At 61.8% G+C, this 17,466-nt stretch carries 16 protein-coding genes; 5 read left to right on the top strand and 11 right to left on the bottom strand.

What is annotated here, in order from left to right; all coding sequences use genetic code 11:
* Positions 1 to 14: 14 nt before the first annotated feature.
* Positions 15 to 581 (bottom strand): 16S rRNA (guanine(966)-N(2))-methyltransferase RsmD, encoded by a 567-nt coding sequence (gene rsmD / locus C7U61_RS03635; RefSeq protein WP_106996737.1) that lies wholly within the window; start codon positions 579 to 581, stop codon positions 15 to 17.
* 6 nt (positions 582 to 587) lie between these two features.
* The gene (locus tag C7U61_RS03630) at positions 588 to 2,507 is read right to left on the bottom strand and encodes a pseudouridine synthase (RefSeq protein WP_106996736.1); all 1,920 of its coding nucleotides are present in this window, start codon (positions 2,505 to 2,507) and stop codon (positions 588 to 590) included.
* 71 nt (positions 2,508 to 2,578) lie between these two features.
* On the opposite strand from C7U61_RS03630, the gene C7U61_RS03625 reads away from it, so the two are divergent.
* Positions 2,579 to 3,037 carry a nucleoside deaminase gene (locus C7U61_RS03625; RefSeq protein WP_106996735.1) on the top strand — a complete coding sequence of 153 codons (459 nt, stop codon included), beginning with the start codon at positions 2,579 to 2,581 and terminating at the stop codon, positions 3,035 to 3,037.
* A gap of 37 nt (positions 3,038 to 3,074) precedes the next feature.
* Here the strand turns inward: C7U61_RS03625 and C7U61_RS03620 are convergent, their stop codons facing one another.
* The 6 genes from C7U61_RS03620 to C7U61_RS03595 all read right to left on the bottom strand — a co-directional run bounded on the left by C7U61_RS03620 (position 3,075) and on the right by C7U61_RS03595 (position 10,670).
* The gene (locus C7U61_RS03620) at positions 3,075 to 3,710 is read right to left on the bottom strand and encodes a hypothetical protein (RefSeq protein WP_106996734.1); all 636 of its coding nucleotides are present in this window, start codon (positions 3,708 to 3,710) and stop codon (positions 3,075 to 3,077) included.
* A 134-nt stretch (positions 3,711 to 3,844) separates the two neighbouring features.
* A complete protein-coding gene (gene ileS, locus C7U61_RS03615; RefSeq protein ID WP_106996733.1) occupies positions 3,845 to 6,727 on the bottom strand; it encodes an isoleucine--tRNA ligase in 2,883 nt (960 codons plus the stop codon).
* Positions 6,728 to 7,026: 299 nt separating this feature from the next.
* Positions 7,027 to 8,502: a sodium:solute symporter family protein gene (locus C7U61_RS03610; protein ID WP_106996732.1), complete on the bottom strand. Its 1,476-nt coding sequence runs from the start codon at positions 8,500 to 8,502 to the stop codon at positions 7,027 to 7,029.
* The gene (locus C7U61_RS03605) at positions 8,492 to 8,689 is read right to left on the bottom strand and encodes a DUF3311 domain-containing protein (RefSeq protein ID WP_034508488.1); all 198 of its coding nucleotides are present in this window, start codon (positions 8,687 to 8,689) and stop codon (positions 8,492 to 8,494) included. The genes C7U61_RS03610 and C7U61_RS03605 overlap by 11 nt, the downstream gene beginning before the upstream one ends.
* A 133-nt stretch (positions 8,690 to 8,822) precedes the next feature.
* Positions 8,823 to 9,806 (bottom strand): bifunctional riboflavin kinase/FAD synthetase, encoded by a 984-nt coding sequence (locus tag C7U61_RS03600; RefSeq protein ID WP_106996731.1) that lies wholly within the window; start codon positions 9,804 to 9,806, stop codon positions 8,823 to 8,825.
* A gap of 15 nt (positions 9,807 to 9,821) precedes the next feature.
* Entirely contained in the window at positions 9,822 to 10,670 is an 849-nt protein-coding gene (locus C7U61_RS03595) for a TIGR01459 family HAD-type hydrolase (RefSeq protein WP_106996730.1), read from the bottom strand.
* Between the two features lie 423 nt (positions 10,671 to 11,093).
* Between C7U61_RS03595 and groES the strand changes: the two genes are divergently transcribed.
* From groES to C7U61_RS03580, 3 genes are all read left to right on the top strand, one after another.
* Complete coding sequence (gene groES, locus C7U61_RS03590; protein ID WP_004109735.1) at positions 11,094 to 11,390, top strand: co-chaperone GroES; 297 nt, start codon at positions 11,094 to 11,096, stop codon at positions 11,388 to 11,390.
* Positions 11,391 to 11,464: 74 nt separating this feature from the next.
* Entirely contained in the window at positions 11,465 to 13,105 is a 1,641-nt protein-coding gene (gene groL / locus C7U61_RS03585; RefSeq protein ID WP_106996729.1) for a chaperonin GroEL, read from the top strand.
* A gap of 457 nt (positions 13,106 to 13,562) precedes the next feature.
* The gene (locus C7U61_RS03580; RefSeq protein WP_106996728.1) at positions 13,563 to 14,021 is read left to right on the top strand and encodes a hypothetical protein; all 459 of its coding nucleotides are present in this window, start codon (positions 13,563 to 13,565) and stop codon (positions 14,019 to 14,021) included.
* A 56-nt stretch (positions 14,022 to 14,077) separates the two neighbouring features.
* Here C7U61_RS03580 and C7U61_RS03575 read toward each other — a convergent pair whose 3' ends face one another.
* Complete coding sequence (locus tag C7U61_RS03575) at positions 14,078 to 14,785, bottom strand: glutathione S-transferase C-terminal domain-containing protein (protein WP_106996727.1); 708 nt, start codon at positions 14,783 to 14,785, stop codon at positions 14,078 to 14,080.
* Between the two features lie 217 nt (positions 14,786 to 15,002).
* Here C7U61_RS03575 and C7U61_RS03570 point away from each other — a divergent pair, with 217 nt between their 5' ends.
* Positions 15,003 to 15,446 (top strand): DoxX family protein, encoded by a 444-nt coding sequence (locus C7U61_RS03570; RefSeq protein ID WP_106996726.1) that lies wholly within the window; start codon positions 15,003 to 15,005, stop codon positions 15,444 to 15,446.
* 72 nt (positions 15,447 to 15,518) lie between these two features.
* Here the strand turns inward: C7U61_RS03570 and hisG are convergent, their stop codons facing one another.
* Together hisG and C7U61_RS03560 are read right to left on the bottom strand one after the other, a co-directional pair.
* A complete protein-coding gene (hisG, locus tag C7U61_RS03565; RefSeq protein WP_106996725.1) occupies positions 15,519 to 16,214 on the bottom strand; it encodes an ATP phosphoribosyltransferase in 696 nt (231 codons plus the stop codon).
* On the bottom strand, positions 16,214 to 17,332 hold the full coding sequence (locus tag C7U61_RS03560; protein ID WP_106996724.1) for an ATP phosphoribosyltransferase regulatory subunit: 1,119 nt from the start codon (positions 17,330 to 17,332) through the stop codon (positions 16,214 to 16,216). Before C7U61_RS03560 ends, hisG begins: the two co-directional genes overlap by 1 nt.
* Positions 17,333 to 17,466 lie beyond the last annotated feature (134 nt).

Below are 17,466 nucleotides of genomic sequence, written 5' to 3'. Positions count from 1 at the left end.
TTCCCCTTCCTCCGTCAGGCCGCCAATGGCTGGTAACGGAAGAAATGCATCTTGCTGTCGCCGAAGGTCCGTTCCTCCAGAAACAGGAAATCCGATGGCGCGGCAACGGTCACATCGGCCCGCTCCTCCAGGATCGCCAGAGCGCCCGGCACCAGCCAGCCACCGGCGGCAGCGGCCGCAAAAGCCTTCTCGCCCAGCCCCTTGCCATAGGGCGGATCGGCGAAGATGAAATCGAAAGGTTCGAGATTGCCGGCACTGCCGAGATCGGTCGCATCACGGCGCAGCATGCGCGTGCGGCCGTGCAGGCCGAGCGCATCGATGTTTTCCCAGAGAAGGCCCCTGCCTTCGACGCTGCTTTCGACGAAGAGCACATGGCGGCAGCCGCGCGAGGCTGCCTCCAGGCCCACGGCGCCGGTGCCGGCGAAGACATCCATCATCCGTGTGCCGTCGATGGCTTCGGGATAGGCGTGGTTCAGAATGTTGAACAGGCTTTCGCGCGTGCGATCCGCCGTCGGACGAATGTCGTTCGACTTCGGCGTTGCAAGCGAGCGACCGCGAAACTCACCGCCGACGATCCTCACCGCGCGTCAACCCCTGCCGCCCTTGGGACCGCCCCTGCCGGGGCCGCCCCGACCGGAACCGCCGCGCGGACCGCCGGAGGGGCGGCCTGCGCCACCCGGTTTGCCGCCGAAGCCACGCGAGCCACCGGGCTTACCGCCTGGCTTGCCGCCAAAGGATTTGCCGCCGCCGGGCTTCTTGCCGAAGGGCTTGCCGGCCGGCCGATCGCCGAAAGAACGTTCGCCTTGCGGGCGATCACCGCGGGGGCGTTCGGAGCGCTGTTCGCCGCCGAAAGACTTGCTGCGCGGACGCTCGTCTCCCTCGGCGCGGGGACGCCGGTCTCCACGCGGCTTGTCGCCGAAAGGCCGATCGCCACGCGCGGGCCGATCTCCGAAGGAACGCTCGGAGCGGGCTTCGCCCTGGAGGGATTTCGCACGAGGACGATCGCCACCCTCGGACCGAGAACCGCGTTCGCCGCGCGGACGGTCGCCAAATGCCCGATCGCCGCGGGGACGATCGCCAAACGGACGGTCCCCCCGGGCGGGACGATCACCCTGCGGGCGGTCGCCGCGCGAGCGCTTGCGATCGAAGCCCTCGTCATCGCCACGCGACCGGCGCGGAGCCTCTTCGCTGGAACGAATCCACTCGCCATCACCCTCGTCGACCCGATTGATGCGAACGCGGGGGCCTTCGTCCGGACGGTCGAAGCCGCTGCGCTGTGGGCGTTCAATCTCGCCGCGCCTGGAAGCGGTCTTTGCATTCTTGGCGGCCTTCGCTGCTGCCTTTTCACCGAGCGGACGGGCGCCGGGTGCCATCCAGACATTGGCGCTACGACGTGGGCCGAGCGGCTGGCGCTTCGCCCGGTCGTCGTCCTTGTGACCACCATCGCGGCGATCGTCACGCTTGGCATCGCGTTTGGTATCGAGGCGGCTCAGCGCACGCTCGCGCTTGTCCTCGGGGCGCTCGCGACGCGGGCGCTCTTCCTTGCCCGCGCGAACCGGGGCCGTCCGAGCCGGCTTGTCATCCGCCTCTTCGGGCTCGGCAACGGCCGGGGCGTTATAGAGCGGCGCGTCGAAATTGGCCTTGGCATCCTCGACCAGACGCGGGCCGAGCTGATCGCGCAGCGTGCGGCCACGCACCTCGAGCACATGGCCTTCCGGCAGCTCGCCGAGCTGGAACGGGCCATAGGAGATGCGGATCAGGCGGTTGACCTCGAGGCCGAGCGCGCCGAGCACGTTCTTGATTTCGCGGTTCTTGCCTTCGCGCAGGCCCATGGTAATCCAGACGTTGGACCCTTGGGTACGGTCGAGCGTCGCGTCGATCGAGCCATAAAGCACGCCATCGACGGCAATGCCTTCCTTCAGCTTGTCCAGCGCTTCCTGATCGATCTCGCCATGGGCGCGCACGCGATAGCGGCGCAGCCAGCCTGTGTTCGGCAATTCCAGAACGCGGGCAAGGCCGCCGTCATTGGTGAGCAGCAGCAGGCCTTCGGTGTTGATGTCGAGGCGGCCGATCGACATGACCCGCGGCAGCTCGTCCGGCAGATTGTCGAAAACGGTCGGGCGTCCTTCCGGATCGGCATTGGTGGTCACCAGGCCTGCCGGCTTGTGATAGAGCCACAGACGCGTGCGCTCGATACCACGGATCGGCATGCCGTCGACCTCGATCTTGTCGGCGAGGGTCACGTTGACTACCGGCGTATCGAGCAGAACGCCGTTCAGCTTGACGCGGCCATCGAGGATCATTCGCTCGATATCGCGACGCGAGGCCACGCCGGCGCGCGCCATCACCTTGGAAATGCGCTCGGCCTTTCCATCCTCGACTGCGCTCTCATCCGCAGCTTTGACGGCCGCGGCCTTTACAGGCTTCGCGCCATCGCGTTTTACCGTCTTCTTGTCGCCAGCAAAGGGTTTAGACCCAGGCCGCTTGGGCTTGTCATTCATCGTCATTTGTTGTTTGCCTGAATTTTTAACGCGTGTTCCTATCAGGTCACGCCCTTGCGGTTAAGTGGAAAACTTGAATGGCGGCCACAAATCAATTCATGGAGCTTGCTTTAGCCGAAGCGCGCCGCGCCGGAGAGCGTGGAGAAGTGCCGATCGGCGCCGTTGTCGTGCTCGAAAGCAAGGTCGTCGCCGCTGCCGGCAACCGTACCCGTGAGCTCAACGACGTCACCGCACATGCCGAAATCGTCGCCGTCCGCCTGGCCTGCGAGGAGCTGGGCCAGGAACGTCTTACAGGCGCCGATCTTTACGTGACTCTGGAACCCTGCACCATGTGCGCCGCGGCCATTTCCTTCGCGCGCATCCGCCGTCTCTACTATGGCGCCGAAGATCCGAAGGGCGGCGGTGTCGACAATGGCGTGCGCTTCTACCGCCAGCCGACCTGCCATCATGCGCCGGAGGTCTATTCCGGTCTCGGCGAGACTGCATCCGCCGATATCCTCAGAGGTTTCTTCCAAGCGAAACGCTCCGAAGACTGAAAAGCGGCGGTTTTGATGCCGCCGCCTTGAGAGCTTTTTACTGGAAAGGCTTCCACCAGCTGCTGTTGCTGGTCTGCTGTGCGGCCTCGGCATCCTTCTTGCGCTTCTTTTCCTTCTTCGACTCGGGCGTGCCGAGATCGTTCAAAGCGGACTGATCGGATACCTGGCGGTATTGCTGCGGCGGGTCGATCAGATAGCGACGCTGATCGATATAGGTGCCGGCCTGATCCTGACGCGCGGCACGATAGGCGGCGGTCTGCTGCGCTTCGCTCATGTGATTTTTGGCGCTGTCGGCCTGGGCGAGCGGCGAACGATAGTTGACGTTGTTCTTCTTCTCGTCGGCTTCCGCAGCGAGGCGCTTGCGGGCTTCTTCCGGCGATTCCAGCCAGGCCGGGTTGTCCTTGCTTGCCAGAGACTGCTGCGGCGCGGCGAGATTGTCGCGATCCTTGTCCGCAGGCAGAACCAGACCCGGACGGTTTGGATACTTCACGCCCTTATCCTTCGGCGTCGCCGCGGAAACGGAGGCGATGTCGCCGAGATCATCGAGGAGCTGCACGCCGGCCGTCTTGTCGGTGCCGTAAGTCGGGCTGCTAAGGCAACCGGACATGGCGCCGCAGCCAACCACAAGTGCCGCCAAGCTGACGCCGACACGAACCTTATGCATCGCTCTCATGAAAACCCTTCCCAGCCATGCCGGAATAAACGCGATAGGACCCCATCCAACGGCAACTGCCGTAAAATTCTGGCCATTTTCAGGCAGCTTTTACCGGATGAACGCCGCAAAGGCAATTCATCCGGCAATTTTCTTCAGTTGATAGCCGCAAGCTCACGGAGTGCCGCAGCGTCGCGCGCCGAGACATCCGGATATTCCGGATCGGAGCCGACGTCCGTGGTGATGCGCCAGGAACGGGCGCACTTGCGGCCTTCGGCAAGCTTGGGCACGACGCTGACCCTGGCATCGTCGTCGAGGCGGAAGGCATCCGCAGGCCCCTGCTCACCCACGATGGTGATACCGGAGGTGATGCAGATTTCCGAAAAGTCCTGGCCTTCGAGTACCTTCAGCAGCTCGGGATCGGCGACGTAGACGACCGGGGCAGCTTCCAGCGAGGAGCCGATCCGCTTGTCCTTGCGTTCGATTTCCAGAGCGCCGGTAACGACGCTGCGCACGGCGCGGATCTTCTTCCACTTCTCGGCCAGCGCCTCGTCCTTCCATTCGACGGGAACGGTGACGAACTGCTCGAGATGAACCGAGACCGCCGACGGATTGCGCGACAGCCAGGCCTCTTCCATGGTGAAGGGCAGCATCGGCGCCAGCCATGTCACCATGCAGTCGAAGATCGTACGGATGACGGCGAGCGAGGCGCGGCGGCGCAGGCTCGACGGAGCATCGCAGTAGAGCGCATCCTTGCGGATGTCGAAGTAGAAGGCCGAAAGCTCGACATTGGCGAAATCGATCAGGGCGCGGGCGATGCGCTTGAAGTCGAAGGCGTCGTAGCTTTCTCGCACCAGCTCATCGAGCTCGGCGAGACGGTGCAGCATCAGTTGCTCGAGCTCCGGCATGTCGGCATAGGCGATCACTTCGCCCTTGTCATGTGCCAACGTGCCAAGCATCCAGCGGATGGTGTTGCGCAGCTTGCGATAGGCATCGACATTGGTCTGGATGATGGCCTTGCCGAGGCGCTGATCTTCCCAATAGTCCGTGGTCATGACCCAGAGGCGGAGGATATCGGCGCCGGCGTCCTTCATCACATCCTGCGGGGCAACGACATTGCCGAGCGATTTCGACTGCTTGCGGCCCTGCTCGTCCATAGTGAAGCCATGGGTGACGACGGTGTTGTAAGGCGCGCGGCCCCGCGTCGCAGCACTTTCGAGCAGCGACGAATGGAACCAGCCGCGATGCTGGTCGGAGCCTTCGAGATAGACATCCGCCGGCCACTTGAGATCCGGGCGATCTTCGAGCGTGAAGGTGTGGGTCGAACCGGAATCGAACCAGACATCGAGGATATCCATGACCTGCGTCCAGGGCTCGTTGGCCTTTTCGCCGAGGAAGCGCTCGCGCGCGCCTTCCGCAAACCAGGCATCGGCGCCTTCCTGCTCGAAAGCCTCGAGAATGCGGGCGTTGACGCCGTCATCCTGCAGGATGTTGCCCTGCTCGTCGACGAAGATCGCGATTGGCACACCCCAGGCGCGCTGGCGCGAGAGGACCCAATCCGGGCGCTGCTCGATCATGGCACGCAGGCGGTTCTGGCCGGCTGCCGGGACGAAGCGGGTATCGTCGATCGCCTTCAGGGCGCGCGAGCGCAGCGTCGAACCGTCGGCGAACTCCTTGTCCATATAGACGAACCACTGCGGCGTGTTGCGGAAGATGACCGGCTTCTTCGACCGCCAGGAATGCGGATAGGAATGCTTCAGCCTGCCGCGCGCAAACAGCGTGTTCGTCTCGATCAGCGCCTTGATGACGAGGTCGTTGGCATTGCCCTTCTTGCCGTTGTCGTCCATGACGCGTCCGCCTTCGAAGCCGGGGGCATCGGCGGTGTAGAAGCCGGCGTCATCGACGGGAAACGGAATGACGGACGAGATGCCTCGCGCCTCGAGATCGCGTGCATGCGACATCCAGGCGTCAAAGTCCTCGCGGCCGTGGCTCGGTGCGGTGTGCACGAAGCCCGTACCGGCGTCGTCGGTGACGTGATCGCCATCGAGCAGCGGCACCTTGAAGCCGTAGCCGAGGGACGCGAGCGGATGAGCACAGGTGAGTGCGGCCAGATCGGCGGCGGTCACGTCGCTCAGGCGCTTGTACTGCAGCTTTGCCTTGGCAAAGGATTCCTCTGCCAGCTTATCGGCAAAGATCAGCTTCTCGCCGGGGCGCGGACCGAAATCATTCGCCGCTTCCGTGACCTCATAGAGGCCGTAGGACACGCGCGAGGAATAGGCGATTGCGCGATTGCCGGGGATCGTCCAGGGGGTGGTCGTCCAGATGACGACGAAGGCGCCGGCGAGATGCGCCGGGCCTTCGGCCACCGGGAATTTCACCCAGATCATATCGCTCTCGACGTCGGCATACTCGACTTCGGCTTCGGCGAGCGCCGTGCGCTCGACCACCGACCACATGACCGGCTTGGAGCCGCGATAAAGCTGACCGGTGCGGGCGATCTTCAGGAGTTCGCCGGCGATGCGGGATTCCGCATGGAAGTTCATGGTCAGATAGGGATTGTCGAAATCGCCCGTGATGCCCAAGCGCTTGAATTCCTCGGACTGGATCTTGATCCAGCCGGCGGCAAAGTCGCGGCATTCCTGGCGAAACTCGTTCACCGGAACCTCGTCCTTGTTCTTGCCCTTCTCGCGGTACTTTTCCTCGATCTTCCATTCGATCGGCAGACCGTGGCAATCCCAGCCGGGGACGTAGTTGCTGTCATAGCCGCGCATCTGGAACGAGCGGGTGATGACGTCCTTGAGGATCTTGTTCAGCGCATGGCCGATATGGATGTGGCCATTGGCATAGGGAGGGCCGTCATGCAGCACGAACTTCTCGCGGCCGGCGGCGGAAGAGCGCAGCTTCTTATAGAGGTTCATTTCCTCCCAGCGCTTCACCAGTTCCGGCTCCTTCTGCGGCAGTCCGGCGCGCATCGGAAAATCGGTTTCCGGCAGGTAAAGGGTCTTGGAGTAATCCATCTTTTCAACGGTATCGGTCATAGTCGTGACAATTGCCTCGGTGTCTCGGGCGTCTTGCGCCGGAACTGGCGCAGCCATACGGGGATTTTTCGGCGGCGGAAAGCGCCTCTTGAACGAAGCGCCAAAAACCCGGACCTTCCGGCAGCTTACAGCGCGCGGAAGGCCGGGCCAATAATTCGTATCGAGTGGCTCAGCCGAAATTGGGTCATGGTCGCCGGTTCATAGGCGTTTTTTCCAAGGAAAGGAAGAGGAAACAATGCCGGCGAGACATAGAAAGGCCGCGGACGTTCCCGCCCGCGGCCGATTGAGGTCCGATCCGCTCAGGCCCGTGCTTCTGCCCGCGCCGGCATGACCGCGTTGACGATGACAGCCACGACGATATTGGCGAGAAGCGCCAGCAGCCCCGTATAGACGGTGAAACCCGCTTCGCCGAGCGGAACCATATGCAGCGGCTTCCAGCCGGCATCCCCGACCAGATAAGTGCCGCCGAAGAAGCCGACGAACCAACCGGCGAGCAGTGCAGGCGCACGGAACCACCTGGTATAGAGACCGAAGACCAGGGCCGGCAGCGTCTGCAATATCCAGATGCCGCCGAGCAGCTGCAGATCGAGCGCGAACTGCGTCGGCAGGAAAATGATGACCAGAAGCGCGCCGACCTTGACGACCAAAGACGTCATCTTGGCAACCTTGGCCTCGCCCGCATCGGAAACCTGCGGATCGACATAGGCCTTCCAGAAGTTGCGGGTGAAGAGGTTGGCCGCGCCGATGCTCATCACCGCTGCGGGAACAAGCGCGCCGATGGCGATGGCCGCGAAGGCAAAGCCAGCAAACCAGCTGGAGAACAGGTTCTGGAACAGTGCCGGCACCACGTCATTGGCGCTGTCCAGCTTCAGATTTGCCGCGTGGCCCATATAGCCGAGCAGAGCCAGCAGGCCGAGCAGCAGCGTATAGGCCGGCAGCAGCACCGCATTCTTGCGGATGGTATTGCCGCTGTTGGAGGCGAAGATGCCGGTCAGCGTATGAGGATACATGAAAGCGGCCAGCGCCGAACCCAGTGCCAGCGTCGCATAGGCGACATACTGGTTGCCACCAAGGAGCAGACTGCCCGCGCCCTTGGCCTTGAAATCCGCATCGGCCGCCGCGAAGACATTGGCATAGCCGCCAAGCTTGGCAGGGATAAGGGCAATGGCCGCGATCACCACAATATAGATCATGATGTCCTTGACGAAGGCGATCAGCGCCGGAGCGCGAAGGCCCGCCGAATAGGTATAGAGCGCCAGGATGATGAAGGCGACGGCGAGCGGCAGCTCGCCATGAAGTCCGAGCGCCTTGAACACCGCCGTCATGCCGACGAGCTGCAGGGCGATATAGGGCATCGTCGCGATAACACCCGTCAGAGCGACCGCCAGTTCGAGCGCCCGCGAGCCATATTGCCCGTGCACGACGTCGCCCGCCGTGACGTAGCCGTAATCCTTCGCACGCCTCCAGAGAAGCGGCATGACCATGAAGACGAAGGGGTAGACGACGATCGTATAGGGCAGCGCGAAGAAGCCATAGGCACCGACGGTGTAGACCAGCGCCGGGACGGCGATCACGGTATAGGCGGTGTAGAAGTCGCCGCCGACGAGGAACCAGGTGATCCAGGTGCCGAAGGTGCGGCCGCCGAGGCCCCATTCGTCGATATGGGCCAGAGTCTTCGGCCGGCGCCAACGGGCCGCTACAAAGCCCATGATGGTCACGAGCGCCAAAAAGAAGATGAAGACGGCAAGCGCTGTCGGATCGATATCAGTCATCATGGCGCATGCTCCGATAGGCGATCCAGGTCAGAACAGCGGTGATCGGCACCCAGGCCAGCTGATACCAGTAGAAGAAAGGAAATCCCAGCAGAACCGGGTCATGGCTGTTGTAGAAGGGGACCCAAAGCAAACCAATATAGGGAATAACGAGCAGCCAGCAGGCCGCTGTCCCAAAACGTTTATCCATCTCGTGCGCCTTTCGGAAAATGGGCGCGGCGACTCGCACCCGGCTGTATGAGCATTGCAGCATCCTTCCCACCCGCTCAAGGCAAAAAGATATTGCAGCGCCGCAATCCCCGCGCGCAATTCGGCAAGTAAAATCAGGTGAAGGCGATGGTCCGGTCGAGCTCGCTGAGCGGCTGAACGCCGGCAAGCAGCGCGCGCGCCTCGTCCTCATCCTTGCGGATCTGCGCAACCAGCGGGTCGAGACCATCGAACTTCAGTTCGGGACGGAGATAGCCGAAGAAGGAGACTGAACAGACCTGGCCGTAAAGATCGCCGCTGAAATCGAAAACGAAGGTTTCCAGCAGCGGCGCGCCGTTGTCGGTTACCGTCGGGCGCCGGCCGTAGCTGGCGACACCATCGCGAATGACGCCATCGGCCGTTCGGAAGCGAACCGCATAGATGCCTGCCCTCAGCGATGTCTCGGCCGGAAGCTGCATGTTTGCCGTAGGGAAGCCGAGCGTACGGCCAAGCTTCTCGCCGCCGATGACGGGCGCCTGAACAGTATAGCGATAGCCGAGCAGGCCGGCGGCTTGGGCGACGTCGCCTTCCGCGAGCAGCGCACGAATGCGGCTCGATGAGATGACCTCGGTGTTTTCGTCGCGGAAGGCATCGATCAGCGTCACGCCGAAGCCGTTACGGCTACCGGCATTCATCAGGAAGGCGGGGCGTCCCTGGCGATCATGGCCGAAATGGAAATCGAAGCCGGTGACGACTTCCGAGGCGTGCAGCCAATCGATCAGGATCGAGTGGACGAATTCATCCGCCGAACGCTGCGAGAAGGCGCGATCGAAAGGATATTCGATGACGGCGTTGAAGCCGAGCGCTTCCAGCAGCCGCGCTCGCAATGGTGCCGGGGTCAGGCGGAAGACGGGCTGTTCAGGCTTGAAGACCGTGCGCGGATGCGGCTCGAAGGTCAGCACCAGAGCAGGCAGCCCGCGCTCCCTGGCGATCTCCAGCGCACGGTTCAATACAGATTGATGGCCGCGGTGCACGCCGTCGAAATTACCGATGGCGACCACCCCACCCTTCAAGGCATCGGGAAGCGGCTCGCGGGTTTCGTTGCGATGGAAAACGGTCATCGGCTGCCACTCTCCTCAGACAAGGCGTGGCATCCACCACTTCGGCGAGGCCTGTTCGCGCGCTAGGAAGGCGCCGAGAGCGGCCTCATCCGTATGGCCCTCGACGACATATTCGCGGGCGTGGATGCCATGGCTGATATAAAGAAGATCGAGGCCGTAATCGAGTGCGCCGCGCACGTCGGTCGGCATGCCGTCACCGATCGCCACCACGCGCGACAGCGGAAATTCGCTCTTCACCTCGCGGGCCGCGGCGATCGCCGCATTGTAGATCGGCTGATGCGGCTTGCCGGCAATGCGCGTCTGGCCGCCGAGCCGCTCGTAATAGGCGGCCATGGCGCCGGCGCAGGGGATCATGCGATGGCCGCGCTCGACCACAAGATCCGGGTTGGCGCAGATCAGTGGCACGTTGCGGGCCGACCACGCCGTCAGCATATCGGTATAATCGTCAGGCGTTTCAGTCTCGTCGTCGAAGAAGCCGGTGCAGACGATGCTTTCCGCCTCGCCGGCCTCGACGCGCTGAACGTCCAGACCTTCCAGGATGCCGATATCGCGCTCGGGACCGAGCAGGAACACCTTCTTCGGGCCTTCGGCGATCAGCTTGCGCGTTACGTCGCCCGACGTGATGATGCGGTCGTAGACGCTATCGGGTACGCCGATCGCCCGCAACTGCTCGACCACCTTCGGAGCGACGCGCGGAGAATTGGTGATGAGGACGACGGTCAGCCCTTCGGCGCGGGCCGCTTCAAGCGCGATGGAGGCCTCCTTGTAGGCGGTGGCGCCGTTATGGAGCACGCCCCAGACATCGCAGAGCGCAACATCATAAAGTCCGCCGATGTCGCGAAAGCTCCCGATCCGTTTGCCCATGCCGTCCTCGCATCAAATAAAGCACGGGCTGACATCGCAAACCGGCCGGCAAATTACAAGAGCGGCATGCAAGGTTTTTGCGCCGCACAAGGTCCGAGGAGCAGGCATGGGCAAGGTCGGCGAGCGGCGAGATTGCGCAGCGGAAGCAGTGGCATGACGTTTCGGAAAGGGCGTGACCTGGCCCTTCTTCCGGAGGGCAAAATGAGAGAATCTTTGCAACGGCGTGCTACGCGGCACTGCTACGGGCGTTAATCATCCTCAAAACAAGCCGCTATGCGCCGCAAAAAATTCACAGTGCTGTTCTTGACTCGTCCGGAAGCCACCCCTAAATCACCGTCGCTAGCACTCTCAGAGGATGAGTGCTAACAAATCCATACGGATCCCCGCTGATCCGTGAATGTCATTTGATCGAGGGATTAGACAATGGCAAGCACCAATTTCCGCCCCCTTCATGACCGCGTCGTCGTTCGTCGAGTCGAGTCGGAAGAAAAGACCAAGGGTGGCATCATCATTCCAGACACCGCCAAGGAAAAGCCGCAGGAAGGCGAAATCGTCGCCGTCGGTTCCGGTGCTCGCGATGAATCCGGCAAGGTCGTAGCACTCGACGTCAAGGTTGGCGATCGCGTTCTGTTCGGCAAGTGGTCCGGCACCGAAGTCAAGCTCAACGGCGAAGACCTTCTGATCATGAAGGAAGCCGACATCATGGGCATCATCGGCTAATCCGGCCGGTCCCCTTTTCCGATACAGCTGACGGGCCTTAAAGCCCCGAAAACGCGAATTCAGGAGTTTCAAACATGGCAGCTAAAGAAGTAAAATTCGGCCGCGGCGCACGCGAAAAGATGCTTCGTGGCGTCGATATCCTCGCTGACGCAGTGAAGGTTACGCTCGGCCCGAAGGGTCGTAACGTCGTGATCGACAAGTCCTTCGGCGCTCCGCGCATCACCAAGGACGGCGTTTCCGTCGCCAAGGAAATCGAACTGGAAGACAAGTTCGAAAACATGGGCGCGCAGATGGTCCGCGAAGTCGCTTCGAAGACCAACGACGTCGCCGGTGACGGCACCACCACTGCAACCGTTCTCGCCCAGGCTATCGTTCGCGAAGGCGCCAAGGCCGTTGCAGCCGGCATGAACCCGATGGACCTGAAGCGCGGCATCGACCTCGCCGTTGCAGAAGTCGTCAAGGATCTCCAGGCCAAGGCCAAGAAGATCAACACCTCGGAAGAGGTTGCCCAGGTCGGCACGATCTCCGCAAACGGCGAAAAGCAGATCGGTCTCGATATTGCCGAAGCCATGCAGAAGGTCGGCAATGAAGGCGTCATCACGGTTGAAGAAGCCAAGACCGCCGAAACCGAACTCGAAGTCGTCGAAGGCATGCAATTCGACCGCGGCTACCTCAGCCCCTACTTCGTCACCAACCCGGAAAAGATGATCGCCGACCTCGAAGACGCGTTCATCCTGCTCCACGAGAAGAAGCTCTCGAACCTGCAGGCCATGCTCCCGGTTCTCGAAGCCGTCGTTCAGACCGGCAAGCCGCTTCTCATCATCGCTGAAGACGTCGAAGGCGAAGCTCTTGCCACCCTCGTCGTCAACAAGCTGCGCGGCGGCCTCAAGATCGCTGCCGTCAAGGCTCCGGGCTTCGGCGACCGCCGCAAGGCCATGCTGGAAGACATCGCCATCCTCACCGGCGGCACCGTCATCTCCGAAGATCTCGGCATCAAGCTCGAGTCCGTCACCCTCGACATGCTCGGCCGCGCCAAGAAGGTTTCGATCTCCAAGGAAAACACGACGATCGTCGACGGCGCTGGCGCCAAGTCCGACATCGAAGGCCGCGTTGCGCAGATCAAGGCTCAGATCGAAGAAACCACCTCCGACTACGACCGCGAAAAGCTGCAGGAACGTCTTGCCAAGCTCGCCGGCGGTGTTGCCGTCATCCGCGTCGGCGGCTCGACGGAAGTCGAAGTGAAGGAAAAGAAGGACCGCATCGACGACGCTCTCAACGCGACGCGCGCTGCCGTTCAGGAAGGTATCGTCCCGGGCGGCGGCATTGCTCTCCTGCGCTCCTCCACGAAGATCACTGCCAAGGGTGAAAACCAGGATCAGGAAGCCGGCGTCAACATCGTTCGCCGCGCCCTGCAGTCGCTGGTTCGCCAGATCGCTGAAAACGCTGGTGACGAAGCTTCGATCGTTGTCGGCAAGGTTCTCGACAAGAACGAAGACAACTACGGCTACAACGCACAAACGTCCGAGTTTGGCGACATGATCGCCATGGGCATCGTCGACCCGGTCAAGGTTGTTCGTACGGCTCTGCAGAACGCAGCTTCGGTTGCCTCGCTGCTGATCACCACCGAAGCCATGATCGCCGAACTGCCGAAGAAGGATGCCCCTGCCGGCATGCCGGGCGGCATGGGCGGCATGGGCGGCATGGACATGATGTGATAAGGCTTCAGCCTTAACACGATTGTTCCATCCGACAGCGGGAATTGACGAAGGGCGGCCCTCCGGGGTCGCCCTTTTCGTTTTAGCCTTTATGCTTCGACTAGGGATCGGCAAGTTTCGCGGTAGCGCAAATTTACGCAAATTGCCCCATTGCCGTTTTCAGAAAAGCTCTTATAAATCGCGACGCAGCGATTTTGGAGGGTTAGCTGCAATGCACGCAAATTTTACTTATTTTCGGCACGATTAATCGGCGCCCGCGCATGGTTATGATCTTGAGAGTTGATGCGCGTCCGGATTTTTTACTTGAAATGACTTCATAGCCGGGATCGACACGCCCGAAAAAGGAAGCATTAGAGCCAAATGCTCTGCATTTCATCGGGCGCGGCGTTCGGGAAGACATTCCATCCGGAAGACGCACCGGAATTTGGATAAAGCGCAAGGGGGACCTGGCGCTCAAATGGGGGTCAGTTTGTTCAAGATTGCCAAGGCCAATTTTTCCGCACCGTTTGCACCCGGCTCGCTGGAGTTCCAAGCCCATGACCCGGATCTTCTGTCGCAATTCTGTGTTTCCGAGGGATGGGCGGGCGATCTTTCAAGCGGCATCATCAAACTTGGGCAGTGGAGCACCATGCTGCATGGGTTGAGCTCCTCGGAATGCGGTCTGCTGAGCCTCATGCATTGCTATGACCTGCACGATCGGGCGCGTATCCTCGATCTTTTCGAGCAGGCGGCCGCCACCCATTCCTGCTTCTGCTATTCCACGACCACGCTCGCCACCGGTGGTCATCGCCGGCCGGTCTTCTGTGTCGGCGAATCCGTCGCCGCGGATAAGCAGCATGCCGGCAGCATGGTCGGCGTTTTCCTGTTTCCCCGCTTCAAGCTGGACCCGGGGAGCCAACTCGCTACCCGGCAGTAAATCACTGTCGCCCATGGTCAGGCGAGTTCATCTGACCAGCTACCGGTTCTACCTGATCAATCCCGCTTCGGAATGCTGAGACCGCGCTGGCTTGCGGGACGCGCAAGCGCACGGTCGAGCCACGCCATGACCGAAGGGAAGCGTTCGAGCTCCAATACCTCCCGGCCGCCATAGAAGACGTCGACGCCGCGAACCCAGGGGAACGTCGTGATGTCGGCGATGGTGTATTCATCGCCCATGATCCATTCGCGCCCCTGCAGGCGGCTCTCCAGAACGCCAAGCAGGCGTTTGGCCTCATCGCGATAACGCTCAACCGGATAGGAGTTATTGGCGACCTTTTCGGCGGCGAATTTGAAGAAGTGGCCGAACTGGCCGAACATGGGACCGACGCCTGCCATCTGAAAGAAGACCCATTCAAGAGTCTCGTAGCGCCTGTTAGCATCGCTCGGAATGAGCTTGCCGGTCTTTTCCGCCAGATAGACCAGGATCGCGCCGGACTCGAACAGACCGATCGGCTTGCCGCCGGGTCCGTTGGGATCGATGATTGCCGGGATGCGGCCGTTCGGGTTCAACGAAACGAATTCCGGCGATTTCTGATCATTGGTGCCGAAGGAGATCAGATGCGGCTCATAGGGAAGGCCAAGCTCCTCCAGCGCAATCGAGACCTTTACGCCGTTCGGCGTCGGCAGAGAATAGAGCTGGATAACATCGGGATCGCTGGCAGGCCAGCGCTTCGTGATCGGAAAGGAAGACAGATCGGCCATGGGCTTGCTCCTGAAGGCTCTGATTTGATGACTGATTTGGCGCCACAATAGCCGATAAGGCTTGTATGGGAAGAGTTATCTGGGCGGATCATTGTTCAATGATTGTGAACTAATTGTGCGCAGTTGTTTATCTTTTCAACTCACCAAAAATCACGAATATCCGTCTCCAGGAAATTATCGCCACTTGAACCCAAGCGAATTTACCGGAGACCCCCTGATGTCCAATACCAACAACATCATCATTCTTGTGGCGCGCATCCTGCTCGCCTTCATGTTCATCTTCGCCGGCTTCGGCAAGCTGACTGACCCTGCCGGTACGGCCGGCATGATCGCCGGCGCCGGGATGCCGGCCGCGACGCTGCTCACCTATCTTGCCGGCGCTTTTGAATTCGTTACCGGCGTCTGTGTCCTCATCGGCTTCCAGGTCCGCATCGTCGGCTGGCTGCTCGCCCTCTTCTGCGTCTTCACCGGCGTCGTCTTCCACCTGGGCACCGTCAACGTTCCGGACTTCCCGGCTGCTGCCAACGGCTGGATCAACGGCCTGAACTTCGTGAACTTCCTGAAGAACATCACGCTCGCCGGAGCCTACGTCATGCTCGCCGCCAACGGTGCAGGCGTCTACTCGCTCGACGCTCGCCGCGGTGCCTACGCCGCGGCCTAAGTGCTGCCTGTCTCCCAAGACAAAAGGCCCGCCGGAATTCCGGCGGGCCTTTTTACGTGAAACTTGAAGAAATCAGAGCGCGCTGCGCACAGCCGCAATGATACGCTGAACCATCGGATTGCCCTCGTGGCTTTCCTTGCGGGCGCGCACCAGGCAAGCCTCCGAACGCAGGATGATCCCATCCGACAAGACCTTCAGGTGGTTCGCTCTCAGGGTCGATCCGGTGGAGGTGATGTCGACGATGATATCGGCCGAGCCGGCGGCCGGCGCCCCTTCCGTTGCGCCGAGGCTTTCGACGATGCGGTAGAGCTGGATGCCGTGCTGGCTGGAGAAGAATTGCTGCGTCAGCCGCCAATATTTCGTCGCAACGGTGAGCCTATGACCATGGCGGGCGCGAAAATCGGCGGCGACATCGCCAAGATCGGCCATGGTATCGACATCGAGCCAGATTTCCGGCACCGCGACGACGACGTCGGCATGGCCGAAGCCGAGCCTTGCACAGAATTCGACCCGACGATCCGCCTCCGCCATGCCCTCGCGCACGAGATCCTCCCCGGTAATGCCGAAATCGACACTGCCATTGCCTATCTCGCGGGAGATTTCCGAGGCCGACAGGAAGGCGATCTCGACTCCGTCCCAACCTTCAACACGGCCGCGATAGGAACGGTCATTACCGACCGCGACGATCGGCATCCCGGCGCGCTCGAAAACCGCCGAGCAATCATCCTTCATCCGGCCCTTGGAGGGGAGCGCAATCGTGATGGTCATCAGGCTGCCCTCGCGGTTTCGATGCGGTCGAGCCAGAGCGCGAAGCCGACGGCCGGGATATGGTCCTTGGCCCCGAGCAGGGTCATCAGCCGGTCGAAGCGACCGCCACCGGCGAGCACCGCGCTCGATCCCCGCACCGTCACTTCGAAGACGAGACCGGTATAGTAATCAAGCGGACGGCCGAAAGCGGCGCGATAATCGATCTTCGAGGCATCGACACCGGCTTTGGCCAGTGCCGCGACACGGGCATCGAAGCTCTTCAATGCGCTCCCGAGCTTGAGCCCTGCCGCATCGGCAAAACCTGCCAGCGCCGACGAAGCGTCCGCAAGCGGCACGCTCAGGGACAAGAACTCCTCCAGCACGCGAAAGGCTGCATCATCGAGGCGCGTTTCGGACAGGACCAGCTTCTCGCGAAGGCGCCGGGCGATTTCCTGCGGCGAGCGGCTGGCATTGGTGGAATAGCCGGTCGCCTGCATGGTCGCATCTATATGTTTGATGAGCCCTTGCTCGTCGCCGCGATTGAGGAAATCGAGTACGTGCGCATCGAGCCCGGTGACCGCCTGCGGGCCTGCGAGCCGTGCGAGCAGCGTTTCGAGCTGCATCATGTTGCCGAAGGCATGGATCAGCCGCTTCTGCCAGCCTGTAGGCAGCCCCAGCGCCTGTACCACCGCTTCGAATACGGCCTGATCGCCCAGCGTCACCGAGAGCGGCTGGCCAGGAACGAGCCGGCTCAGGATACCGATGGCGTCACCCATGGCACGGGCGTCGGCGCCTGCCGTATCGCCATCGCCCAGATCCTCGATGCCGGCCTGATAGAACTCATGACCGCCTTCGCGGCGCTGGCGGAAGATTTCACCGAGATAGGAGTAGCGCTTCGGCGTGCCGGTAGCGGTCTCGATATGGCGCAGACAGACCGGGATGGTGAACTCCGGGCGCAGGCAAAGGCTGGCGCCGGTTTCGCTTTCGGTCATGAAGATGCGCCGGCGAAGATCCTCGCCGGCCATGTCGAGAAAGGGCTCGGCCGGCTGGATGATGGGCGTATCCACCCTCTCCGTTCGGCGAACGGAGAATTCGTCAAGGAGATCGCCTGCAAAATCCGGGAGGTTGATCAGGGGCATGGGGCTGTTCTCCCCTTCTCCCCGGCGGAGAGAAGGTGCCCGACAGGGCGGATGAGGGGGCCGAGGAATGACGTGACGAGGATTCTGAGCGCCGAAAGATGAATAGCTCGCATGAGCCGAGAGCCCCCCTCATC

The organism is Rhizobium sp. JAB6 (assembly GCF_003024605.1).
In the GTDB taxonomy this organism is placed as follows: Bacteria; Pseudomonadota; Alphaproteobacteria; order Rhizobiales; family Rhizobiaceae; genus Rhizobium.
This window is presented reverse-complemented; position numbering and strand designations above follow the sequence as displayed.